The organism is Xanthobacter autotrophicus (genome assembly GCF_005871085.1).
In the GTDB taxonomy this organism is placed as follows: domain Bacteria; phylum Pseudomonadota; class Alphaproteobacteria; order Rhizobiales; family Xanthobacteraceae; genus Xanthobacter; species Xanthobacter autotrophicus.
This window is the reverse complement of record NZ_VAUP01000005.1, coordinates 68393-92314: the sequence shown is the minus strand read 5'-3', so window position 1 is coordinate 92314 and position 23922 is coordinate 68393. Positions and strand designations below refer to the sequence as shown.

The 23922-nt window shown below is 67.7% G+C and carries 20 protein-coding genes; 9 read left to right on the top strand and 11 right to left on the bottom strand.

Annotated features, from left to right (window positions below; genetic code table 11):
- Positions 1-190 precede the first annotated feature (190 nt).
- On the top strand, positions 191-703 hold the full coding sequence (locus tag FBQ73_RS02260; RefSeq protein ID WP_138397908.1) for a peptidoglycan-binding domain-containing protein: 513 nt from the start codon (positions 191-193) through the stop codon (positions 701-703).
- Between the two features lie 413 nt (positions 704-1116).
- Here FBQ73_RS02260 and FBQ73_RS02255 read toward each other — a convergent pair whose 3' ends face one another.
- Positions 1117-1839, bottom strand: coding sequence for a helix-turn-helix domain-containing protein (locus FBQ73_RS02255; RefSeq protein WP_246089515.1), 723 nt, complete (start codon positions 1837-1839; stop codon positions 1117-1119).
- Between the two features lie 658 nt (positions 1840-2497).
- Here FBQ73_RS02255 and FBQ73_RS02250 point away from each other — a divergent pair.
- From FBQ73_RS02250 to FBQ73_RS02235, 4 genes are all read left to right on the top strand, one after another.
- Positions 2498-3979 carry a two-component system sensor histidine kinase NtrB gene (locus FBQ73_RS02250; RefSeq protein WP_138397906.1) on the top strand — a complete coding sequence of 494 codons (1482 nt, stop codon included), beginning with the start codon at positions 2498-2500 and terminating at the stop codon, positions 3977-3979.
- Positions 3979-4632 (top strand): response regulator transcription factor, encoded by a 654-nt coding sequence (locus tag FBQ73_RS02245; protein WP_170218723.1) that lies wholly within the window; start codon positions 3979-3981, stop codon positions 4630-4632. Before FBQ73_RS02250 ends, FBQ73_RS02245 begins: the two co-directional genes overlap by 1 nt.
- A 121-nt stretch (positions 4633-4753) precedes the next feature.
- Positions 4754-5131: a response regulator transcription factor gene (locus tag FBQ73_RS02240; protein ID WP_138397904.1), complete on the top strand. Its 378-nt coding sequence runs from the start codon at positions 4754-4756 to the stop codon at positions 5129-5131.
- 135 nt (positions 5132-5266) lie between these two features.
- Positions 5267-5782, top strand: a complete 516-nt coding sequence (locus tag FBQ73_RS02235) for a hypothetical protein (protein ID WP_138397903.1) — start codon at positions 5267-5269, stop codon at positions 5780-5782.
- A 265-nt stretch (positions 5783-6047) separates the two neighbouring features.
- On the opposite strand, the gene FBQ73_RS02230 is transcribed toward FBQ73_RS02235, so the two are convergent.
- Positions 6048-6341 (bottom strand): hypothetical protein, encoded by a 294-nt coding sequence (locus FBQ73_RS02230; protein WP_138397902.1) that lies wholly within the window; start codon positions 6339-6341, stop codon positions 6048-6050.
- Positions 6342-6708: 367 nt separating this feature from the next.
- Here FBQ73_RS02230 and FBQ73_RS02225 point away from each other — a divergent pair, with 367 nt between their 5' ends.
- Complete coding sequence (locus FBQ73_RS02225; RefSeq protein ID WP_138397901.1) at positions 6709-7341, top strand: response regulator; 633 nt, start codon at positions 6709-6711, stop codon at positions 7339-7341.
- Here FBQ73_RS02225 and FBQ73_RS02220 read toward each other — a convergent pair.
- Positions 7292-9172 (bottom strand): ATP-binding response regulator, encoded by a 1881-nt coding sequence (locus FBQ73_RS02220; RefSeq protein WP_138397900.1) that lies wholly within the window; start codon positions 9170-9172, stop codon positions 7292-7294. The genes FBQ73_RS02225 and FBQ73_RS02220 overlap by 50 nt on opposite strands.
- 489 nt (positions 9173-9661) lie before the next feature.
- Between FBQ73_RS02220 and FBQ73_RS02215 the strand changes: the two genes are divergently transcribed.
- Positions 9662-10282, top strand: a complete 621-nt coding sequence (locus FBQ73_RS02215; RefSeq protein ID WP_138397899.1) for a hypothetical protein — start codon at positions 9662-9664, stop codon at positions 10280-10282.
- Between the two features lie 87 nt (positions 10283-10369).
- Here FBQ73_RS02215 and FBQ73_RS02210 read toward each other — a convergent pair whose 3' ends face one another.
- The 4 genes from FBQ73_RS02210 to FBQ73_RS02195 all read right to left on the bottom strand — a co-directional run bounded on the left by FBQ73_RS02210 (position 10370) and on the right by FBQ73_RS02195 (position 15590).
- A complete protein-coding gene (locus FBQ73_RS02210) occupies positions 10370-12112 on the bottom strand; it encodes a serine/threonine-protein kinase (RefSeq protein ID WP_138397898.1) in 1743 nt (580 codons plus the stop codon).
- A gap of 7 nt (positions 12113-12119) precedes the next feature.
- Positions 12120-13022: a protein phosphatase 2C domain-containing protein gene (locus FBQ73_RS02205; protein WP_138397897.1), complete on the bottom strand. Its 903-nt coding sequence runs from the start codon at positions 13020-13022 to the stop codon at positions 12120-12122.
- Between the two features lie 13 nt (positions 13023-13035).
- Entirely contained in the window at positions 13036-14847 is a 1812-nt protein-coding gene (locus FBQ73_RS02200) for a trypsin-like peptidase domain-containing protein (RefSeq protein WP_138397896.1), read from the bottom strand.
- A gap of 371 nt (positions 14848-15218) precedes the next feature.
- A complete protein-coding gene (locus tag FBQ73_RS02195) occupies positions 15219-15590 on the bottom strand; it encodes an STAS domain-containing protein (RefSeq protein WP_138397895.1) in 372 nt (123 codons plus the stop codon).
- A gap of 246 nt (positions 15591-15836) precedes the next feature.
- On the opposite strand from FBQ73_RS02195, the gene FBQ73_RS02190 reads away from it, so the two are divergent.
- On the top strand, positions 15837-16841 hold the full coding sequence (locus FBQ73_RS02190; protein WP_138397894.1) for a patatin-like phospholipase family protein: 1005 nt from the start codon (positions 15837-15839) through the stop codon (positions 16839-16841).
- Here the strand turns inward: FBQ73_RS02190 and FBQ73_RS02185 are convergent.
- Both FBQ73_RS02185 and FBQ73_RS02180 read right to left on the bottom strand, forming a co-directional pair.
- Complete coding sequence (locus FBQ73_RS02185) at positions 16836-18380, bottom strand: MDR family MFS transporter (protein WP_170218720.1); 1545 nt, start codon at positions 18378-18380, stop codon at positions 16836-16838. The genes FBQ73_RS02190 and FBQ73_RS02185 overlap by 6 nt on opposite strands.
- Positions 18377-19153 carry an alpha/beta fold hydrolase gene (locus FBQ73_RS02180; protein ID WP_170218719.1) on the bottom strand — a complete coding sequence of 259 codons (777 nt, stop codon included), beginning with the start codon at positions 19151-19153 and terminating at the stop codon, positions 18377-18379. Before FBQ73_RS02180 ends, FBQ73_RS02185 begins: the two co-directional genes overlap by 4 nt.
- 142 nt (positions 19154-19295) lie before the next feature.
- On the opposite strand from FBQ73_RS02180, the gene FBQ73_RS02175 reads away from it, so the two are divergent.
- Positions 19296-20588: a glycosyltransferase gene (locus tag FBQ73_RS02175; protein WP_170218718.1), complete on the top strand. Its 1293-nt coding sequence runs from the start codon at positions 19296-19298 to the stop codon at positions 20586-20588.
- Between the two features lie 17 nt (positions 20589-20605).
- Here the strand turns inward: FBQ73_RS02175 and FBQ73_RS02170 are convergent, their stop codons facing one another.
- Positions 20606-22336 (bottom strand): ABC1 kinase family protein, encoded by a 1731-nt coding sequence (locus FBQ73_RS02170; protein WP_138397890.1) that lies wholly within the window; start codon positions 22334-22336, stop codon positions 20606-20608.
- Positions 22336-23871, bottom strand: coding sequence for an HAL/PAL/TAL family ammonia-lyase (locus tag FBQ73_RS02165; protein WP_138397889.1), 1536 nt, complete (start codon positions 23869-23871; stop codon positions 22336-22338). Before FBQ73_RS02165 ends, FBQ73_RS02170 begins: the two co-directional genes overlap by 1 nt.
- Between the last annotated feature and the right edge of the window lie 51 nt (positions 23872-23922).

Genomic DNA, 23922 nt, shown 5'->3' with positions numbered 1-23922 from the left:
TGCACCTTGTGCGGTGCCTCAGCTGTTCCCCTCTGGAAGGTTCGCCGCTCTGCGGCGATACTTGCCGGGTCCCTCACCGGGCCCGGCATTTTTCTTTTCCGGGCACCTTTTTGCACCTGTGCCGTTGTCACGCTTGACGCCTATATTCAGGCTGTCGGCCTTCCTCCTCCTGACAACGGGACATTCAAACATGGCACTTCTGAAGCGTGGGCTCTCCGGTGAGCCGGTGAAGATCCTTCAGGCCAAGCTCGGCGTCGCCGCCGACGGCAAGTTCGGCCCGGGAACGGAAGAGGCCCTGAAGGCCTACCAGACGAAGCATGGCCTTTCCGCCGACGGCATCGCGGGGCCGGACACCTTCGCCGCCCTCGGCCTGCCGGAGCTCATCCTGCTCACCCAGGGCAGCAAGGGCGAGACGGTGAAGAAGCTCCAGACCGCTCTCGGCATCGCCGCAGACGGCGCCTACGGGCCCGGCACCGCCAAGGCCGTGGAAGCTTTCCAGGCCAAGAGCGGGCTGGAAGCGGATGGCATGGCCGGTCCGGTGACCCTCGCCAAGATCGAGGTTTTCGCCTCCATCTTCACTCCTGAGGCGGTGGCGAAGTCGCAGGCCGGCACCATCTCCGCCGACGCCAAGGCGGCGGAAGCCTCCGTGGCTGGCGCGCCGAAGAAGAGCATCTGGCAGTCCATCACCGAGTTCTTCTCCTGAACCGATAGATCTGGACCATTTCGCGCCGGCCGGAACAGGCCGGCGCGACGCCGCGTTCCGTTTCAACGAAAGGAACGCCGCATGATGTTTGCCCGAGCCCGGCCGCAGCCTGAGGCCATTTTGCCGATCGCGCCGGTGCCTGAGCCCGGTCGCGCGCCGGAGCCGCCTATCCTGCCGCCCCGCCCGGTGGATGATCCCCCGGCGCCACCGGTTCCCGGCCCTGACCTGCCGCCGCTTCCCGAAGACGATCCGTCCCGGCAGCCGCGCCGCGAGCCCTTCCCCGAGCGCCCGCCGCTGGACGATCCCACGCCGCTGCCGGAGGAACCCGTGCGACTGGCTCAATGCCGGTCGGAATCGCGTTACTGACGCCTGTGATGGCTACCCGTGGGCTGGGTTGTGCGCCGTGGGCGACATCAGCCGCGCTGGGCGTTGGCGCAGCGCCACTGGTAGGGGGTATCGCCGACGAAACGGCGGAACACGGTGGTGAAATGGGCCTGGGTCTGGAACCCCACGGCGAGGGCGATCTGGACCAGGGGCTCGCGAGTGTTGCGCAGCAGGTCCTGCGCCTGCTCGATCCGCCGCTTCAGCAGGAATTCGTGGGGCCGAAGGCCGGTGGCGACCTTGAATTGGGCGGCGAAATGCATGCGGCTGAGGCCGGCGGCCTCGGCCATCGCCATCAGCGTCACCGGTTCGGCCAGATGGGCGTCGATGAAGGCCAGCACGCGCTTCAGGCGCCAGGTCACAAGGCCGGACCTGGTGTGGCGCGGTGTCCGCGGGGTGCGGGTTTCTGGCCGGGCGTCCGCCGCCGGCGGCAGACGGGCTGGCTCGATTGAGGTGGGCTCGATTGTGACGTCGCCGAGCATCCGCGCCATGACGGCAAGGCGCAGCGCGTCGGCGTAGAGGCCGGCAAAGGCGTCGCCGCTGTGTTCGGCCGCCTCCAACGCCAGCGCCAGGCGTTGGACCACAGGGTCTTTCGCGCCACCGCCGCCGCGGGATCCGGTCATGACCCGCGCCTCGTCCACCACAAAGCGGATGGTCTCTTCCGGTGCGGTCCCGTTCGCGCGGTCCCGTTCGGCGGGGGCCGCGCTATTGGAGGCGGCGATGGCGATGACCACGCCCATGTGGGGCAGGCGCACTGCCAATCCTCCGGACGAGAACGCTTCCGCCGGCAGCGGAAAGGCCGTCCCGTCGAAGTGGAGGGCGGCGGGCAGGGCCTGCCGTTCACGTGGCGGGAGCGAGCGACCTTTTAGAGACGGCGAGACATGGACAGACATGATCGGGACCCCATGAGACTCGGAGCTGGACAGAGCCGCGGGCTGCCATCTTGAAGGGGAGAGGGTTGTGTCATCCGAATACTTCGAACGCGGATGATCTGGACCCTGTCTTCACTCCGGAGGACAATTCCCGTCGCCGGCTGGCGATGTTCTCAGAGTATCGATCAGGCGCCGTCGTTCCATTCTACGTCGGTTTCTCGACCCATATGATGGGATGGCCCAGGCTATACCTTGGTATGTGGCGCGGGCGGCCTGATGCATGCACGCGATCCCGCGCTCCGGACCCGACGCTGTGCGGGCGCCCTGTCCCGGCCCCCGCGTGGGGCCGGGCTGTCGGCGAAGGGCGTGCGAATGAGATAGGCGAAGACTTTGATGCAAGACGCGACCGGCACTCTGCGCTAGGTGGTGGCAAGGCATGACCTTGCGTCCGGTCTGCATGTCCGCCCGGTTCGGCAGGTCCGCTCGGTCCAGCGCGTCCGTTCGGTAACGGTTCGGCGTCTACAATCCACGAGGGCTCCGCATGTCCGTGTCGGGGACAGCCAGCATCCAGGACGGCAAGGCCATTCGCTCGCGCGGGTGGCTGGCATTGGCGGCGCTGCTCGCCGCCACGATCTTCCTGATCGATACCTTCTCGCCTCTCGATATGGCCATCGCCGTGCTTTACGTGGTGGTGGTGCTGTTCGCGGCAAGCTTCGTGGAGAAGGCGGGGCTGCTGGTCATCGCGGGCGCCTGCATCGGCCTCACCGTGCTAAGCTTCGCGGTCATGCACTCGGAGAACTACAGCCTCTCCGCCACCATGCGCGGCCTCGTCAGCATCGCCGCCATCACGGTGACGACGCTGCTGTCGCTCCGCAACCGGGAGGCGACGGGAGTCCTGCGCGACCAGGCGGCGCTGCTGGATCTGTCCCACGATGCCATCTTCGTGCGCGACACCGCCGATACCATCACCTACTGGAACCAGGGGGCGGCGCAGCTCTACGGCTGGTCGCGCCACGAGGCGGTGGGCCAAAGCGCGACGGACCTGCTGCGGACGCGGTTTCCCGCGCCCCGCGCCGAGATCATCGCCGAAGTGCTGCGCACCGGGCGGTGGGATGGCGAACTCGTCCACACGACGCGGGACGGTCGGCTGGTGACCACCATGAGCCGCTGGTCGCTCCAGCGCGACGCGCGCGGACGGCCCGTGGCGACCATGGAGACCAATAGCGACATCACCGAGCGCAAGCAGGCGGAGAACGCGCTGCATCAGGCCCAGGCCGATCTGGCGCATGTGACGCGCGTGACCACCATGGGGGAACTGACCGCCTCCATCGCCCACGAGGTCAACCAGCCGCTGGCGGCCGTGGTCACCAATGGCGAGGCCGGCCTGCGATGGATGCGGCGGCCGGTGCCGGACATGGGCGAGGCCGAGCTTTCCGTCGAGCGCATGATCGCCAATGCCCGCCGCGCCAGCGAGGTGGTGGCTCGGCTGCGCGCCCTCGCCCGCCGCGGTGAGCCCGTGCATGTGCGGCTCGACCTCGGCGAGGTAATCGAGGATACGGTGGCGCTGATCGAGCGTGAGCTGTCCAGCCACGGCGTGCGCCTCGACATGGCCCTCGACCCCACGCTGCCGCCCGTGCTCGGCGACCGGGTCCAGTTGCAGCAAGTGATCATCAATCTGGCGCTCAATGCCATCCAGGCCATGGACGGCGAGGCCCGGGAACACCGCAGGCTGCGGATCTCGGCCGCGCCCCCCGACGAGGAGTGCCCCGGCGTCGAGTGCCCCGGCGTCGCCATCACTGTCGAGGATGACGGTCCGGGCGTCGACGAGGAGAAGCTGCCGGTGCTGTTCAATCCCTTCTTTTCCACCAAGAAGGACGGCATGGGCCTCGGCCTGTCCATCTCCCGCTCCATCGTGGAGGCCCATGGTGGTCGCATCTTCGCGACGCGCGGCGGCGACGGCCCGGCTGCGCGCGGCATGCGCTTCACCCTCATCCTGCCCTTCGCCAAGGAAACTGTGTCGTGATCCAGCGCTCGCCGTCCCGTCCCGCGCCACCCTCCACTGATCCCGTGGTGATCGTGGTGGATGATGACGCGGCCCTGCGCGAGGCCCTGTCGAGCTTGTTCCGCTCCATCGGCCTGGAGGTAGCCCTGTTCGCCTCGGCGGCCGAGTTCCTTGCGGCAAAGCTTCCCGACGTGCCGCGCTGCCTGGTGCTCGACATCCGGCTGCCGGGCGTGAGCGGGCTTGATTTTCAGGCCCAGTTGGCGCGGGGGGGCACCGACATGCCGATTATCTTCATGACCGGCCATGGGGACATTCCCATGACGGTGCGGGCCATGAAGGCGGGCGCCGTGGACTTCCTCACCAAGCCATTCCGCGACCAGGACATGCTGGACGCCGTCGCCACCGCCATTCAGATCGACCGGACGCGGCGCGACGAGCGCAAGGCCGCCTCCCACCTCACCACCCTGTATGAGACGCTGAGCCCGCGGGAGAAGCAGGTGATGGCGCTGGTCACCGCCGGCCTCATGAACAAGCAGGTGGCCGCCGAGGTGGGACTCAGCGAGATCACCGTGAAGATCCATCGCGGCCACGTCATGCGCAAGATGGAGGCGCAATCCCTTGCCGATCTGGTGCGCATGGCCGAGGCGCTGGGCATCGACAATGCCAAAGGGTGAGTGTGCAAACGTGTGTATTATTCAGATTGCGGGGGGGAGGGCGCTATAGTGAGCGTCAGATCCCGCGCAAGCTCGCACGGGTCGTCCGGTATAGAGGTAGCTTGAAGTGTCCCCTCTCCCGATGATCACGATCATCGACGATGACGAGTCGGTCCGTGTCGCCACGGAGAGCCTCGTCCGGTCGCTTGGCTTCGGAGCGAAATCGTTCGCTTCCGCCGAGGATTTCCTGGTGTCGTCCCTGCTGGGCGAGACCGACTGCGTTATTACCGATGTGCAGATGCCAGGCATGAGCGGCGTGGAGCTGCGCAGTCACCTGCGCGCCCGTGGCGACCAGACCCCGCTCATCTTCATCACCGCCTTTCCGGAGGAGCGCATCCGGCGGCAGGTGGAGGCCGCGGGTACCTTCGGCTTCCTGGCCAAGCCCTTCGACGGCGATGTCATGATCGATTGCATCGACCGCGCGCTGCAGGCGAGGTCCGGATCCGCCCTCGCCGACTGATCGCGCCTCAGGCCATTCCCTTACGGGATGGCTAAGGACGGCCGGTCCGACAGCGCTCCGTCAGGCCCGCAGGTTCCGGCCTGAGCGCTCCCCCGGCCCGAAGTCGGCCGCAATTGGCTCCGATCGTCGCCGCGCATGTCGCAGATCGTCCCGCCGCCCCGCCGCGCCTCCAGAAACCCGCTCCCAGCCGCGCTGCGGACCGCCTTCCGCATTGTGTGCGGCGCGGTCATCCTGCTCGACGAGCTGGTGCGGCCGCTCTATCGCCCGCTGATCCGCCGCATCGCCGAGCTGCGGCTCATGCGGGCCTTCGAGGGATGGATCGCGCGCCGCTCGCCTTACCTCGTCCTCGTCCTCATCGGCGTGCCTTACATCGTGGTCGAGCCGCTGAAATTCCTGGCGCTGATCGGCATCGCCAACGGTCACGCGAAGGTGGGGGCGCTCGCCTTTCTCCTCGCCAATCTCGTCAGCTTCGTCCTCATCGAACGCATCTTCACCGCCGGGAAGGCTCAACTGATGACCCTGCGGCCCATGGCCTGGCTCATCACGACGGCCGGAGCGGTGCGGGCCTCCGTGGTGAGCTGGCTGCACCTCGCCGAGTTGAAGGCGCGGCTGCGCGTGCTGGCGCGCTGGGCTCGCCTACACTGGCGCTGAGCAGACCAGACCGAGGGCGGGGATGCGGACACGGCTGCGCCCGCGCCCGTCCTAGCGGACGGGGCACGGGCTTGCACGACGCAGACTAAGGCACGTACCGACCAGACTTATCGCAGCTGATCGGACCGGGCGGGTCAATTTTGAAGAAGAGAGACGGTTTCGTGGAGATGTCCGTTCAACTTGCCCGGATCCGTCCCGGAGGCAACGGGCGGCGGTCATGCCGTCGCCCGTTGTGCCGCAACCGGTTGGACCGGAGAGGAGTCCGTCAGTACGCCTGCGAGGTCGCGTCCTGGGCAGGGCCCCAGTGGGGGTCCGAGGTGCCGGTGCGCGGGGTGGCCGGCACCGGGTGACGCAGCACGTGCGGTACGTTCACCACGTTCTGCTGGTTGGAGTAGAAGAGGGGACGATTGTGACCATTGGCATAGTCATTGGCGAAGACCTGGTATTCTTCCTCGTTCTCCTTCGCCGTGTATTCATCGGCATAGGCACTGTTGATGATGCCGATGCCCACGAAGGCCAGGGTGCCGAGGGCGGCGATGATCTTAAGATGTGCGTTCATGACGTGATGTCCTTGTTGAGTACAAGGAAAATCTAGGTCAACAGCGCTCTCGGCGAAATTATGCGTGGCGAGGCAAATCTAGCCAATGGATATCGGACGGGTAAAACCTTGGTATGAAGGAGAGGCCGTCCCTTCCGAAACAGGATCCGGCCGGTGCGCGGTCCCGCATCAGGCCCGCTTGCGGCAGGGGCGGACGGCGACGTGTGAACACACGTTGTCCCCACTGGCTGCCGTAGGCCGCTGCGAGCCGAAAACGTCCTAGGCCCATTGGCCCATCTTGCCGGGCCTCGCCGTCAAGATATAGATTGTGTGGCAGCGATTTTCGCGCCAGCCGCTCGAAGTCCGGGGCGTTCGGTGGTTGCCGGCCATGAAAATACTAATCGTAGACGATCATTCCGTGGTGCGTGAGGGCGTCGCCGCCCTGCTCCTGAGCGGCTTTGCGGGGTCGTGCGTGCTGGAGGCCCACGATTGCGCGCGCGGCCTCGACATTGTGGAGGAGCACGCGGACCTGGATATCGTGGTGCTGGATCTCGGCCTGCCCGGAATGGGGGGCATGTCCGCCATTCCGGAATTCGGTCGGCGGCGGCCGACGCTGCCGGTGATCGTCCTGTCCTCGTCGGAAAACGCCCACGACGTGAAGGAGGCGCTGGCGCTCGGGGCGCTCGGCTATGTGCCCAAATCGGCCAGCCGCCAGACCCTGCTCGACGCCATGGAATTCGTGCTGAAGGGGCATGTCTATGTGCCACCCTTCACGCTGCTTCCGGATGCCGCGCCGGTGGTGGCGTGCGAGGCGGTGGAGGAACCTCCGCCCCACCTCACGACCCGGCAGCTGGAGGTCTTGAAGCTGCTGTCGCGCGGGCTCTCCAACAAGGAGATCGGCAACACCCTCGACCTGTCCGAGAAGACGGTGAAGGTGCATGTCACCAGCATTTTCAGGTCATTGCACGTGATCAACCGGACCCAGGCGGCGAGCGCGGCGCGCCAGGGGAACCTGATCTGACCCGCGCATCCCCTTCAGGCGGCAAGGCGCGGGCGCCCTGAGCCAGCAGGTTGGTGATGGCGGCCCGCAGCTTGCTGTTGTGGAGCGGCTTGTGGAGCAGCAGGAAGCCGCTTTCGCGGGCTTCCTTGAGCCGGTCGGGCGCGGTGTCGCCGGTGATCAGCAGGGCGGGAATGTCTTCATTGTATTCGGACTGAAGCCGCTGGATGGTGGCGATGCCGTTCTCGCCCTGGCGCAGGCGATAGTCGCAGATGATGAGATCGGGCTGGCGCGGGCAGGTGGCGACCTTGTCGAGCATCTGGGCGCAGGATTCGGCGACGATGACTTCGTGTCCCCAGCTCGCAAGCAGGCTCTGCATGGCGGATTGGATGGCGGTCTCGTCATCCACCACCAGGATCAGGCCCGACACCATGGCGCCGCGCGAAGGTCCTGGGGCGGCGGCGGGTTGCTCGGGCGCGGCGGCGGCGATAGGGACGGAGATGGCGAAGACCGATCCCTTGCCCGGCCGCGACTTGAGCGCCAACGGGCAGGCCATGAGTTCGGCGAGCCGCTTGACGATGGCCAGTCCCAGCCCCAGGCCCATGGCGCGGTCGCGCTCCGCATTGCCGAGCTGGTAGTATTCTTGGAAGATCCGCTGCTGTTCCTCGCGTGGGATGCCTTTCCCTGTATCCCAGACCTCGATGGACAGGCGCCGGCCGCGCCTGCAGCCGATGACGACGCGGCCCCGGTCGGTGTAGCGCACCGCATTGGAGACCAGATTGCGCAGCACGCGTTCCAGCAGGATCGGGTCGGCCAGCACCGCGAGGGAGCAGGGCTGCACCACCAGCGCGATCCCCTTGCGGGCCGCCTCCTCGTCGTAGTCGCGTACGATCCGTTCCACCAGCGGGTGGATGTGGAAGGCGCGGGAATCCGATTGCACCACGCCGGCGTCGAGGCGCGAGATGTCGAGCAGCGAGGTGAAGAGGCCGTCGAGGGCGGAGACGGATTCGTCGATGTGCCCCAGGATCTGGCGGGCCGGCGCGTCCAGGCTGCAATTCTGCATGGCGCCGAGAAACATGGTCAGCGCATGCACCGGCTGGCGCAGGTCGTGGCTCGCGGCGGCGAGAAAGCGCGACTTGTCCCGGCTGGCCTGCTCGGCGCGCTCCTTCTCGTTGCGCACCTCCACCAGCAGGTCGATGTTCTCGAACCGCAGCCGCAGGGCCTCCACCAGGCCGCGGTTGGAACGCCAGCCCAGCGCGGCCATGGCCACCACATAGAGCAGGTCCAGCACCATCAGGGCGTGGGAGAGGATGCCGCCATGCAGCACCGCCCAGACCGGATAAGGCAGCATGGCGGGAAACAGCAGCGCGTAGAAGGCCGGCAGGTAGCTGCCGAACGCCGAGGCGGCGCCCGACGCCACCGCCGAGGTGACGATCATCACCCACAGCTGGAGCTCGATGCGGCTGGGCGAGACCAGCAGAACCGAGCCCGCGCCCCAGATGATGCCTTCCAGGAGGCTGATCAAGGTGAAGATCAGGGCCAGCGTTGGCAGGCGCGCGGGCAGCGCGACACGCCAGTAGATCCAGCATAGGACGAGGTGGCTGAACGCGACCGCGACCAGCACCGCCGCCCAGGTCGACACCGTGTCGAACGACACGCCGTCGTGCAGCAGCAGCACATAAGCGAGGATGAGGCCGCCGATCATGGCGCCAAGCACGCCGACGGGGGTATTCCTAAACAGGACCTTCAACTGCTCGGATTGTACCCGGTCATGCGCGCCCGTGGGCTCCAGGGCGCGTTCGCTCCGGTGGCTCGTTCCGCCCACCAGCGGTTCCGCGCCGGGAGACAGGGACAATGTCGACCTCTGGAGCGTCACTGTCGCCTCGGGGTTGCTGAGACGTCGCGGTTTATAGCATAGGTCGACCAAGTAAAGAGACGGATCTGCGCGTCATCTAGGAATAATCGCTCATGTTCCGGCTGAATCCGATGGCCAAAACCCATGCCGTTCTGAAAATAGAGGCATCATAATAAGGTCCTCCTGCTCACCGGAATTGGACCGCGAACTCCTGCGTCCGAGGTCATAGGACAGGTCGTAGGACGATCGGTCGGATTGCTGCCGGCGCGCCAAGGTCTACTCTATGGCACGCGACCGGTGTGGAAGGTGCTGCCGCGAGGATGTTGGCGGACACCTGCTCGAGCAGGTGGTGACCGGTTTGAAGGCGGCCACCTCCAATGATCCCGTGTTCGCCGCTCTGCGTCCGCCGCGAGCGGCAAGAGCCGATACCGCCGTGCGCTTTCCTGAAGGCGCTGGACGACCCCCGGCAAGGTCGCATCGAGGATGGAAATGACCCAAGACACGGCCGGCCCGGCGGCGCAATCGCCGTCTTTGCCCGAAAACGCGTTGCTCCGGGAGAGCCAACCGCCGGTCTCCCGGCGCACCCTCCTGGGGGGCCTCCTGGGCGGCGGGGTGCTTCTCGCCCTGGCCCTTGTGCCCGAACCGGCGCAGGCCCTGCGCATTCCGCGTGGTTTGATGATGGTGCCCGGCATGCTGCGCATTCCCATGCCCTCGCGCCGTGCACCATCGGGAGGGTCAAGCGCCGGACGCAGCCGGTCGGGCAGCGGGTCGGGGAGCGCGTCGAAGAAATCCGGCTCGGGCTCGCGCAAGAACAGGAAGGATCAGGATCCCCCCAGCGATACGGCCTCCCGCGAGCCCGACGCCGGGGCGCGCGATCCCAGGATGCCGGCATCCCGCACCTCGGAACCCGCGGCAGGCGGCGGCGCGAGCGCCGCGTCCAGCCCGACGGGTCCCGGCGCGGGGCCTGCGTCCTCGGGCGGCGGACCACCACCCTCTGGTCCGCCGCAGATCGCCGGTGGCGGGGTCCCGGCTGCCGCAGGGGCGGGGGCGGGCGGCGCCGCTGCGGCCGCGACTGGTGGCCGGCAGGTGATCACCGACGGCGACTATTGAGCTCGGGCGGCTATTGAGCTTGGCTCTCCCTCCACCTGATATCAGCGGCGGAGGGCGCTCACCGCCCCCCACGAAATGGGCAGATGGTCATCGGGATGCGCCGCCCAAGGCTTCCAGCGCCTGCCGGGCGCGGGCGTTGCCCTGCGCCGCGGCGAGGTCGTACCAATAGCGGGCGGCGTTGCGGTCCGGATCAATACCCTGGCCGTTCTCGAAGATCACGCCGAGATTGTATTGCGCTTCCGCGACGCCCTGCTGCGCGGCTTTCAGATACCAGGCCCGTGCTTCCTTGTAGTCCGGGGCGCCGAACCCCTTGCCCGTGTAATAAAGATTGCCAAGGCGCCATTGGGCCTTCGCCAGGTCCTTTTCCGCCGCCTGGCGATACTTGTAGGCGGCGGAAACGAAGCTCTGGCCGACGCCCTCGCCCTTCTCCAGCAGGAAGCCCAGCGTATACAGCGCCTCCGCATTGCCGGTTTCGGCGAGCCGGGACGCCAGCTCATAGGCGCGGCTATAGTCGCGGCGCTCCATGGCCTCGCCCATGGCGGTGCGCAGTTCGGCGGAGGTCATGGCCGGCGGCGCCGTGGCGACCTTCGTTTCCGTGGTGGTCGCGGCGGTGGTGGCTGGTCGCGTATTGCGATCGAAATACATGTTCTCGATCCGCGCGGCATTGCTGGCGGCGTTGCCGGTGGTCGCGTTGCCGGTGGGGCCACGCCGCTCGCTGGGCGCGTGTGCCGTATCGGTGCGCGGGGTGGGCGCCGGCGTCGGGCCACGGAAACTGTCCACCACCACCACGCCTGCCACCACCACGGCCGCCACGCCGCCGATGGCGAGCCCGCGCAGTTCGATGGGCATGGCCTTGAAGCGCTGCCATGCGGCCTCGACCGCAGCCCGCAGGCGGCCCATGGGGCCGGGGGCGGGAAGCGGCTGGGGCGCGATGGTCTTCGAGCCACCGTCAGAGGGATTGGCGATGAGGCGCGTATAGTTCTGGATCACCCCGGTGGCTTCGGCGCGCAGGCTGGTGGCGCCCAGGGCGTCGCTGAAGGCCCGGACGGTCGGGAAGCGCTGTTCCGGCTTCTTGGCGAGCGCCTGCAGGATGGCGCCTTCCGCCTTCACCGACAGGCCGGGCACCTTGGGGATGAGGCGCTGCGGCTTGGTGTTCACATGGGCCTGGATCAGGTCGTAGTCGGTGTCGGCCGCGAACGGTGGTGCGCCGGAGAGCATTTCGTAGACCACGATGGCCAGGCTGTAGAGGTCCGAGCGCTCGTCGCCGGGGCTGCCGCGCAATTGCTCTGGCGCGATATAGGCCAGCGTTCCGATAATGGAGCCGTCGCGCGTCAGGCGCTGGCTGCCGGCCACCCGGGCGATCCCGAAATCCATGATCTTCACGCGGCCATCGTCGGTGATCATGAGGTTGGACGGCTTGATGTCGCGATGGATCACACCCATGGAATGGGCATAGGCGAGGCCATCCGCCACCTGCGCCACGATGGCGAGGCATTCCTGAACCGGCAACGGGCCGCCGCGCTGCTGGAGCACGCTCTCCAGGGTGCGCCCGCGCACCAGCTCCATGATCATGTAGAGGTTGCTGCCCTCAGGCTGGAGGGCGAACAGCGTCGCGATATTGGGATGGTTGAGGCGGGCCAGGCTGCTGGCCTCGGCGCGGAAACGATCGAGGAAGCTGGTATCGTTCATCAGTTCGGGGCGCAGCGACTTGATGGCCACCTCGCGGCCCAGCATGGTGTCGCGGGCGGCGTGGACGCGGCCGTTGCCGCCCGATCCCAGCAGCGCGGTGATTTCGTAGTGGCCGATGCGTTCGGTGGTCGCCGTGGTCATGGTGCCCTCACAGCTTGATGCGCCGCGTGGCTCCTCGTGCGTCGCTGTCTTCCGCCAGGATCTCCTGCGGCACGATGCGCCGCGTGGTGCGGGCCGCGCCTGCGCGATCGACCGTCTTCGGCGCCTCGATGGCGAAGACGCCGACTGAAATATTGTCGAACCCGCCGGCGGCCAGCGCCCGTTCCACCAAAGCTTCACAGGCGTCGGTGGGGGGCAGACGCTGCAAAACGGCAGCGATGTCCGTGTCCGGGACGAGATTCGACAGGCCGTCCGAGCACAGCAGCACCTTGTCGCCGTCGATCAAGGGCAGGCCCTCGCTCCAGACCGCCGGATCAAGCTCCGCCCGCGACCCGAGCGCCTTGACGATGACGTTGCCGTTGGGGCTGGTCTCGGCTTCTTCCTTGGTCATCACCCCTTCGCGCACCAACTGGGCGTTGAGGGAATGGTCCTCGCTCAGCTGGGTGAGCACCTCGCCCCGCAGCAGGTAGGCGCGGCTGTCCCCCGCATGGGCGAGAAAGAGCTTGCCGCCCACCATGGCCACCGCGGTGCAGGTAGTGCCCATGCCGCGGCACTCGGGATGGGCGTCCGCATGCTGGATCACCGCCGCGTTGGCGGCCTCGAACGCCGTGCGCAGCGTTTCCGGCACCGGCAGGCTGCTGCCGCAATAGATGCGCCGTACCACTTCGGCGGCGAGCGCGCTCGCCACCTCGCCCGCCGCGTGGCCGCCCATGCCATCGGCCACCAGCGCCAGCGTGCCCCATTGGTCCGACGACCGCTCCTCCGGGGCGGAGACGAAGACGACACTGTCCTCGTTGCTGCTGCGCACCCGGCCCACATGGGTCAGCATGGCGCCGCGCGTGCGCAGGGCTGGAGTGGCATCAACGCGGGCGTTCATGGCGCGGGCAGTCATGGCACGCCTCCCGTCACTGCGCGGCGCGCTGCGGCTGGAGCAGGTCGCGGCCGTAGCGGATCGGAACGCCGAGGGTCACGCGCGCATCACCAACCTTGCGGCCGTAGGTGTGCAGGCCGATCACCTTGCCCTCGGCATTGAACACCGGCCCGCCGCTGTTGCCGGGGCCGCTGGTGTTGATGCTCATCTGGAACACGTCGCCGCCGCTGGAGCGGGTGGTCTGGTCGCCCTCCCGCCGCGAGGCGCTGCCGAGGGCGGAGATGATGCCCTCGTTCACGCTGGGCTGCGGCACCAGCTCATCATGAACCCGCGAGGGTCCGCCGGCTTCGCGGGTGGTGAATTGGGTGTAGGTCTCCACCGACACCGCCGGATAGCCGAGATCGATCACCTTCTGGCCGACGCGCAGTTCGTCGTTGGCGGAGATGTCGATCTTGTTCAGGGGTTGCGGCGAATCGATCTTGATCAGCGCCGCATCGGCGTCGGACGAGGGCCGCACCAGACTGGCATTGATGCTCAGCCGGCTGCCGGCGAAGCGCGCCTCCAGATACTCGTTGCGGCCGATGAACACCCGCTTGGCGATGGAGTTGTCGAGCCCGTCGATGGAGCCGATGGGGATGGCCACGTTGGGGTGGAACACCACGCCGCCCGCCTCGGGCACCCAGCGCCGCAACCGGGAGGCCTCGTCCGAGGCCCCCTCGAGATTGATCATGGCCGCCTTGTCGCGCTTCTTGAAGGCGGCGGGCTGCTTGAGGTCGAACACGATGCCGTACTGGCCGACGGAGGCGTCGTAGGGAACCATCCAGCCGGCGGCGACGTGCTTGTTGGTGAGGATGAAGCCCTGCTCGCTCACGACGAAGCCACTGCCTTCTCCGGCCTCGCCGATGCTGGGATTGCTGCGGTTCTCGTCGTCCAGCGTCAGCCAGCGCACGACGCCGAGGTCGCCCGGCAGCCGCACGTAGGCTGGATAGGTGCGCCCGTCGTAGACCACCGTCTTGTGGAAGATGGGTTTGCCGGTCTCCTGGTCGAAGACGCGCCATTGCAGGTAGATCTTCAGCACGGCATCGCCATACCGGCTCACGATCTGCTGCGCCGACATACCGAGCTGCTGGGACAGGTTGGTGGAGGCCTCGGTGGCGACGCGGGCATTGTCGCGGGCCTGCGCCTCGCGGATTTCGCCGAGTTCGTTGAGGTGGCGCCAGTAGAAGGCGCCGCCCACCAGCGCCACAAAGGCGACCACGCCGGCAAGCGAGGCCGCCCAGACCCGGCTGGTGCTGCGTCGCTCCTCGCCGAGCATGCGCATGACGGTTTCCTTGCCGACGCCGGACTTGGGCGGCTCGGCGGTGGCGGCGGCTGTTGCAGTCACCTGTCCGGTCTTGTCGCCGTCGATCTGCCCTGTGGCGCCGACGGCGTTCACCACCCGCGTCGCGGTGGTATCCACCGCACTGATGACGCGGGTGCGCGCGCTCATGGCGGGCGGGCGAGGCTGAACGTCGAACACGAACTTCGGCCCGTTCTTGCCCAGCTCGATGGTGTCCTCGGGCAGGAGTTCGGCATCCTCCTTCACCGGCTGGCCATTGAGCAGCGTGCCGTTGCTGGAGTTGAGGTCCACCAGCCGGAACGCGCTGTCGTCGTTGGCCGGGATGCGGATGGCGGCATGGTGCCGGCTGACCACGTCGTCGCGCTTGGCGTCGAAGGCGATGGTCGAGGCCGGATCGCGCCCGATGGTCACCTCCTGGAGGTCTTGGACGGGGATCTGCTCGATCTGATTGGCCTTGGAGCCGGACAGATGCCGGATGATGATCCGGTCGATGGATGCGGCGCTCATGCTGCCCCCCTTTCCTGTATGCCGGGCTGGGGTCCGCCGAAACGTGGGCGACCGGAAGCCGAGGCCTTTTGCTGACGCAGACAAGAATGGTCCGCAGGCGCCTTGCGCACTGAGCCATGGCCGCAGCCTACGAGATGCAGGGTCAAGCTTGTAAAGCTGGACTGAGACCCTAGGACTGGTCCTAGGACTGATTCAAATCGAGCCGCTATCAAAAGAAGAGCCGGCGATGGTCTCTTTGAAAATGCTAAAGATAGACTACGCTACCTCTTCCATCTTGCTTGAGCCCAGCTGAAGCGGCCCGGCGCCGGGCCCTGTCGGGGCAGTCCCAAGGGTTCGCAAATGTCGGTGGGGATCAGGCGTGGCCGGTTGGCCTATGCGGGCGCGGCCGGAGCGTCCGCGGAGGGCGGCTGGAAGCGGCCCAGGGCTTCGTCGAAGGTATTGGCGAACTGGAACAGATGCGCCAGCCCACTGATGTCGAAGACCTGGAAGATGGTGTAGTGGACCGAGGAAAACACGACCAGCCCGTCCTTGCTGCTGACGAGGCTGTGATGGCGCCACAGCAGCCTGAGGCCGGAGCTGTTGATATAGGTGACGCCGGCAAAGTCGATCAGCGTGTTGCTGCCGCCGGTCGCAAGCCAGCCGTCGAGCACCTCGCCCAGCTGGCCGCAGCCCAGCGTGTTCAGCTGGCCGGTCAGGTTCACGGTCAGGATGTCGCCGAGGGTGGCGTGCTTGATGTCGAGCATCACGCCGCGTCCGTCCTGCCGGGACGCAAGCCGCGCGGGGGCGCGGGCCGTGGCGATACACCGTTGCGCAAACCCATCCTCATGTCGTCCCCGTCACCTCCTACCACCCTGGCGCCATGACTCATCCCAGGACGGCCCATCCCAAATCGCTCCCGCGCCATGACATGCTAACGTGAACCGACACGGAATCGGCAGGTTCAGGCCAGCCTCCGGGGGTTGTTAGCACAGACGGGGTTTCTCGGCTCCATGGCGCCTCTCAAGATCCTTTCGCTCGACGGCGGGACCCGGCCGCTGATCACCTGCCACCTGCTGCGGCGGCTGCTGGACCATCAGCCCGGGCTGCTGGAAGACGTGGATGTCTTCGCCGGCACTTCGGCCGGCGCCGTCACCAGCGCCATCATCGGCGTGTCCGATACGGTCCGCGAAGGGGTCGAGCGCTCCATCGCCTTCTGGCAGCTCTGGCATCCGTTCGAGGGGGCCGGGCCGTTCAGTCCGCGCACCCTGTCCGCCATGTCGGGCCTATCCGCCTTCCTGACCCATGAGAAGCTCTACCAGCACCTGCGGTCGCTTCTGGGCGAGGTGCGTTTGCGCGATGTCCGGCGCCGGCTGCTGATGCCGGCGGTGGCCGTCGACAACAAGGTGGAGCTGAAGGAATACCGCCATTGGTCCATCGAGATTCATCACAATCTCGGGGCGCAGGACCTGCCGGTGTCGCCGCTGCTGGCCGACATCGCGCTCCATTCCAGTTCCATCCCGGTGCTGCATCCGGTGTTCCAGGGGCGGGTGGATGGCGGCCTCTATGCCAACAATCCCAGCATGTGCGCCCTCACCATGGCCATGGACTTCCTGGCCGCCGACATCGCCACCACCATGATCCTCTCGGTCGGCCAGGGGCAGGCCAACAGCTACATGGCGCTGCCCGGTGGCGACGTGGGATATGGAGGGTGGCTGCTGAACATGGAGCGCCCCCTCGCCCTCATCAAGCTGGTGATGGAAGCCAATCTGCAGGCCACCACCTACCAGGCCAGCCGGATCCTGGAAGACCGTTTCGTCCGCCTGGACCCGTTCCTCGCCACTGACCTGGAGCCGGAGGCCACTGTGCCGCCCGAGGTCTTCAACCAGCGGCAGGAAGAGATGGCGGAACAGGCCGATATCGGCGCCGCGCTCGCGCAGCTGGAGGAGATCAGCTGGATCGCGGCTCAGGGGGCGGCTGAAGCGGTGCCTTCGGGGACCGGCCAGCTCGGTTCATAACTTGGGCTCGGGCGGGTTGGCGCCCAGCCGGTTGGCCACGTCGGAGAGTTCCTGCTCAGGCAGCAGCCGGATGAGCGCGAAGGCCAGGGCCGCCACCACGCCGGCGGCAGCGAAGATGGTGACCATGGCGGACTGGTAGTCTGCAAGCACCATCGATTGCGCCGCCGGGTTCAGCTGGGACAATTGCCCGAGGCCGATGGTGTCCATGTCCCGCACGCCGTCGCCCACCGGCAGCAGTCCGCCCGCCTGAACGGCGAGGATGGCGCCGGCCACAGCGATGCCGAAGGCGCCGCCGAGGGAGCGGAAGAAACCGGCCGTGGACGTGGCGGTACCGATGTCCTCGTGGGCCACCGCGTTCTGGTAGGCCACGGTCAGGCCGGGCATCAGCAGGCCGAGCCCGGTGCCGAGGGGGAACAGCAGCGCGCCCAGGAGGTAGGGGGAGGGCAGCGCATAGGCCGCCAGCGCCAGCGCGAACAGAGCCACTGTCGCGACGCCGACGCCGGTGATCGCGAACACCTTGTAGCGCCCGGTGCGGGTAATGGCCCGGCCGCCATACAACAGCGACAGCATCAGCCCGGCCGCCGAGGGCACCATGGCGATGCCGGAGGCGGTGGGCGAGAGGCCACCAGCCAACTGCAGGTACAGCGGCATGAAGGCAAGCGCCCCGAACACCGCGATAGTGACCAGCGTCGCCACCCCGGTGGCGATCAGCCAGACCCGGTTGCGTACCATGGCGAGGGGGATGAGGGGTTCCTTCACCCTGGCTTCGATGGGCCCCAGCAGCAGCGCCAGCACCACGGCGGCGATGGCGAGGCCGATGACGGTGGGGGAGATCCAGCTGCCATGGCTGCCCTGGTTCAGCGCCATCAGCACGCAGCTGGTGGCGGCCATGATGACGACGAAGCCGAGAACATCGATGCGGTGGCTGGTGGTGCGCACGCCCGGCGGCAGGCCCATCCACAGGAGGGTGAGCGCGGCGGCGCCCAGCGGGAGGTTCACGTAGAAGATCCAGCGCCAGGACCAGAATTCGGCGATGACGCCGCCCAGCGGCGGGCCGGCGAGGCTGGCGATGGTGAACACCGCGCCGAACAGGCCCTGGTAGCTGCCGCGCCGCCGCGGCGACACCAGATCCGACATGGTGATCTGGGTGAGCGTCATCAGCCCGCCGGCGCCGACTCCCTGGATGGCGCGACCGAGGATCAGCTGGTTCATGCTTTGGGCGAGGCCGCTGAAGGCTGATCCGGCGAGGAACAGCAGCACCGCGATGGTGAGCAGCGGCCTGCGGCCATACATGTCGCTGAGCTTGCCATAGAGCGGCGTCGCGGCGGTGCTGGTGAGCAGGAAGATGGTCAGCACCCAGGTCAGGCTGTCGAGGGCGCCGAACTCGCTGGAGATCAGCGGCAGCGCCGGGCCGACGATGTTGGCGTCGAGCGAACTCAGCGCCAGCACCAGCAGCAGGCCTGCCAGCACGCGGTGGAATTTGTCCGTCGGCAACGCGATGGCGGCATCGTCGCTCTCTGCGGAAGGCGGGGCGTTCACGAGGCTGTCCCTTCGGGCGTTTCTGCGGGCTCGGCGCATGTTGCTTTGGCGGCGCGCCCGGTTTCCGCACTGCTCAGGAGCAGGTCGGCGACATCCTGCGGAACATCGATCATGGCATCGTGCCCGCTCGCCAGCTCCCGGATGGTGAAGCGCGGGTCCTTGGCGAGCTGTGCCGCCAGGCCCCGGAAGTCGGGTGCCGGGAAGCGCAGGGTGCAGGCATAGGCCAGCACCTTGATCTGCATCCAGGCGCCGGTCAGCGCCGCCGGATCGGTATAGGTGCGCAGCGCCTGGGGCACGCAGCGCCGGTCGACCCAGGCCACGTCCTGGGGCGCGGCCAGCGCATAGAGGGCGGCGGGAGCCGGGGGCAGCACCGGGCCGCGCGGCGTCTCCACCACGCGGGAGACGATGGCCTCGCGGCGCTCCGGGCTGTCGAGATCGAGCAGCGAGCGGCCGTCCTGCGGCAGCAGCGCATCGAGGAAGACGAGGGCTCCAATCTTCTGCGGCACACGATCCGCCACCTGCGTCGCCACCGCGCCGCCGTAGCTGTGGGCGCATAGCACGATGTCGGCCAGTTCCTCGGCCTCGATCACCGCCAGCACGTCGTCCACATGGGTGGAAAGGCCCACGTCGGGCGAGAGCAGGTGGGCACGGTCGCCGAGGCCGGTGAGGGAGGGCGCGAACACGCGGTGCCCCTCACCTGCGAGGATCTCGACCACGCGCCGCCAGCACCATCCGCCGTGCCAGGCGCCGTGCACGAGGAGAAAATCAGCCATTGTCAGGATCTCGCCGGCAGCGATGATGTCGGGGCCCAGGGTGGGCGCCATAGTCACACCAGTTGGGCGTTTTTCTCAAGGTGCGTTCGCGGGGGGCTGCCGCGTCGCGCGCTGGGGTGGCCGGAGCGGGGAGGGGGAGAGGATGCCGCACATTTTGGTGATGGGTGAGGCAGTGACCCTGACCCATGTGGTCCGCCCTACCTTGCTCGCCGATGCGCTCTATGCCGCCGGCTATGGGGTGACACTGGCGTGCGATCCGCGCTTCAATGCCCTCATCGGCTCGCGTCCCTATCGCACCATCGCCCTGAAATCCTCCATCGATCCCGCCACCAGCACTGTGCTGCTGAAGCAGAACCAGCCGCTGTTCAGCGTCGAGACCTTCAACGCCTATGTGCGCGAGGACGTGCGCCTTATGCGGCTGGCGCAGCCGCAACTGGTGGTGGGTGACATGCGCCAGTCCCTCGCCATCAGCGCGCAGCTCACCAAGGTGCCTTATGTGAACATCATCAACGCTCACTGGAGCCCGTCGTCGGACGAGCCGTTCGCGCTGGTGGACCATCCGCTCCACAAGGTGCTGGGCCGCGAAACCGGGGACCGGCTGCTGTCGCTGCTGACACCGCTCGGCTCCATGATGATGGCGCTGCCCATCAACATCGCCGCCCTCAACAACGGGGTCGCCCCCATCGGGGCGGGACTGCGTGAGACCTTCTGCGCCGGGGATTATGTGGTCTATCCCGACATTCCGGAGCTGAGCCCCACTCGCCCCCTGCCGCCGAACCACCGCTACATCGGCCCCCTCGATTTCAGCCCGAAGATCGCGCCGCCGCCGTGGTGGGACAAGGTGCCCGACGACAAGCCGGTCATCTATGTCAATCTCGGCAGTTCGGGCGAGCCGGCTCTTCTGGAAGTAATCCTGGCCGGGCTTTCCGACCTTCGGGTGACGGTGATCGCGGCCACCGCCCATCCCGGCGCCGCGCTGGCCGTGCCGGCCAATGCCTTCATCGCCGACTACCTGCCGGGGGATGCCGCCGCCGCCAACGCGGCGCTGGTGATCTGCAACGGCGGCGCCTCCAGCGGGTGCCAGGCGCTGGTGGCGGGAACGCCATTCCTCGGCATCGCCAGCAATACCGACCAATTGTCCTACGGCACCATGGTGGCCAAGACCGGCGCGGCGGAAAACCTGCGGGAGGACGAGGTGACCGCCGAGCGCGTGCGCGAGACGGTGGCGCGCATGCTGGCATCGCCGGGATACCGCGAGGCGGCCCAGCGCCTGAAGCAGGATTTCGCCCGCTATGACGCCAAGGCGAACTTCGTCGCCTTTATCGGAGAGATTCTGGCGGCTGCGCCCATCAAAGCGCTTTCAAGCGAAGTGGATGCCGGTCCGCGTAAGGAAGACGCGTCAAAACAAGACTCTAGAGCGGCTTCCGTAAGCTGAGGCGAACGCACGCCGCTCTAGGAGCGCTGGCTGATCAGCACCCCGGCCGCCACCATGGCGATGGCCAGCACCGCGAGCCCGGTGGGGGTGGTGACAATCTCCCCCTGCCGCCCCAGCAGCACCGCGCAGATCATGGCGCTGCCGGCCAACACCGCGACCCCCAGCCGGTTGGCCGCGCGGGTGAGCTGGCGGATGTCGTCGCGGCGGCGGTCCGTGCCGTCGGTGCGGATGCGCAGCTTGCCGCGCTCCAGTGTGGTGAGCAGATTGTCGAGCCGCATGGGCAGCCGCACGGTGGCCGAGACGAGGCGCTTGAGCCGGTCGGAATCCGGCTTCAGCTCGTCCGCAACCAGCCGCTGGGCCAGCGGCATGAAGCGCTCGGCGGGATCGAAGGCGGCATCGATGCCCGCCACCGTCCCCGAGCAGATGCCCATGGCGCGGAACACGAACAACAGCTCCGCCTTCATCTTCATGGGCGAGTTGTAGAGCAGGGTCTGGTATTCTTCCGACAGCTCGGCGAACGGCGTCAGGTCGCGCTTGCGCACCTGCCCCACCAGAGCGTGGGGAAACTTGTTGATCAGCGCGGCGGTCATGCGCTCCAATTCGTCGAGGTCGGTGTCGGGCAGCAGCAGGTCGCCTTCCACATAGGACTGGACGATGGTGTAGGCGTCGCGGGCCACCATGCCGGTGGCATAGGTGGTGAGCGACTGGCGCAGCCGCGCGGGGATCTCCACCGCCATGCCGAAATCGATGAACACCACCTGGAACGGCCGGTTGGTGACGTGCGGAATGTGCACCCGCCCCGAGGCGAGGCTGGAGGGCGACCAGCCCGCCGCGTTCTCGCCGTCCGTCGCCAGCGGCCGCACGAACAAATTGCCCGGGTGCGGATCGGCATGGACGAAGCCGTGCCGGAACACCTGGTCGAGATAGCAATCCATCAGCGTGCTGGCAACGCGGCGGCGGTCGATGCCGGCGGCCTCGAAGCCCAGTACGTCGTGGATGGGGAAATAGGACACATCCTCCATGGTGAGGGTGCGCCGGCCGCTGCGGGACCAATAGATGGTGGGTGTGTGGATGGCGGGATCGTGGGCGAACTCGCGGGCGAAGCGCTCGCAGTTGCGGGCCTCGGCCACGAGATCTAGCTCGCGATAGGTCACCGCGGTAAACTCGCTGGCCAGAAGGTCGAGGTCCACCCGGCGGCGGATGCTCTCCAGCCGCTTGAGCTGGCGGATGAACTGGCCGACGATTTCCAGGTCGCTGGCGACGATGGCGTCGATGCCCGGCCGCAGCACCTTCACCACCACCGGCTGGCCTTCCGGCAACACCGCCCGGTGCGCCTGCCCGAGCGAGGCCGCGCCGATGGGGACCGGCTCGAAGCTGCGGTAGAGGCCAGTGATGGGGAGGAGAAAATCCGCCTCGATCTGCGCGATGATCTGCGGGCCGGGCACGGGCGGCACCGCGTCGCGCAGGTCGGCCATCACGTGGGTGACCTCCTCGGGCAGGAGGTCGACGCGGGCGCTGACATACTGGCCGAGCTTGATGAGCACGCCGCCGAGCCGCTCGGCCTCGCGGCGATACTGGCGGGCGAGGGCGGCCCAGCGCGGGGCCGGCGGGCGGCGGAACCGCCTCAGCGGCCCCCGCGTCATCACGATGTCCCAGAAGAAGATGTGCAGCGCGATGCGCAGGAACAGCCGCCGGACCGCGCGGGCCCGCTGCTGGTTGGTCAGGGGGAGCGCGGCCTCAGGCGGCATCAGTTAAAGTCCAGGGGCAGCGTGCGCCGCTGGATCATCTCCTTGACCATGGCGATGTCGCCGTCCTGCCGCCGGTCGCGATCATTGAAGGGCACCTTTGCCCGCACCGCGTCGCGCAGCAGCCGGCTGCGGACATGGCAGCCCTCGCCCCGGCGCAGGTCCACCGCCTGTACCAGCGCCAAAAGGCAGATGGCCGCGACCGTCTCGGTCAGCTCCAGCACGCGCAGGCTGTCACGCGCAGCGATCGTGCTCATGCTGACCTTGTCCTGATTGTGGTTCTCGGTGCTGCGGCTGAATACGCTGGCCGGCATGGTTGCCTTCAACGCTTCCGCGGTCAATGCGGAAGCCGCGATCTGCATGGCCTTGAAGCCATGGTGCGCCCGGTGACCGTCGCCCTCGGCGCCCACCAGGTTTTCCGGTAGCCCGTTGCTGGTGACGGCGGAACAGATGAGCGCGAGCTGGCGGTCCAGGAGATCGGCGATGTTGGCGGTGGCATTCTTCAGGCCATCGGCCACGAAGCAGGCGTGGCCGCCATAGAAGTTGCCGCCGAACAGCGGGTCGCCGGTCTCCGGGTCGATCAGCGGGTTGTCGGAGGCGCCGTTCAGCTCGGTCTCGATCCAGGGCTTCATCCAGTCCAGCGCGTCGATCAACACCCCCACCACATGGGGCGCGCAGCGGATGGAATAGCGATCCTGCAGCCGGCCCTGGTGCATGGTGCCTTGCTGGTACTCGATATCCTGGGCGATCCAGGAGGCGCACAGCATCTGGCCGGGATGGGGCTTGGCGACGAAGATGCGCGGATCGAAATGGGCGGGGTTGCCGCGCGTCACGTCGCTGGCGAGCGCGGTGAGGGCCGCCGCCAGCCGCGCCAGCCAGCGGGCGCGCTCGAAGGCGAGGGCCGTCAGCGCCACCGAGACGCTGGTGCCGTTCATGATGGCGAGGGCTTCCTTGGGTGCCAGCGCGATGGGGGTGATGCCCGCCGCGCGCATCGCCTTGTCCGCCGGAAGGATCTGGGTGCCGCTGTAGACCTCGCGCTCGCCCATGACCATGGCTGCCACATATGACAGGGGGGTCAGATCGCCGCTCGCCCCTACCGAGCCCTCGCTGGGGATGACCGGGAGAATGCGGTGGTCCAGCAGGGTCGCAAGGCGCTCCACCACCTCGAACCGCACTCCAGACCAGCCGGCGGACAGGGAGGCGATGCGCGCCAGCAGCACCGCCGCCGCCTCCGGTTCCGAGAACAGCGCGCCGGTGCCGCAGCCGTGGAAGCGCACGAGATTAGCCGACAGTTCGTCGGTCAGGTGCACCGGCACTTCGGTGACCACCGATTCGCCGAAACCGGTGGTAACGCCATAGATCCGCTCGCTTGAGGCGATGCGCTGCCGGAGCAGGTCGGAGCCGGCCTCGATGCGCTGCCGAAATGCAGGGGAGCTGTCCAGCGCAACGCGGCTCGTGCCCTGGGCCACCCCCCACACGTCGGCCGGCGAAAGGCGCTGCGCGCCGACGAGGATCACGGGGGTCCGGTGAACGTTCATGGCGCTTGAATCACTCGATGCGGCACGGTCTGTGGCGCGAGACTAGCGACA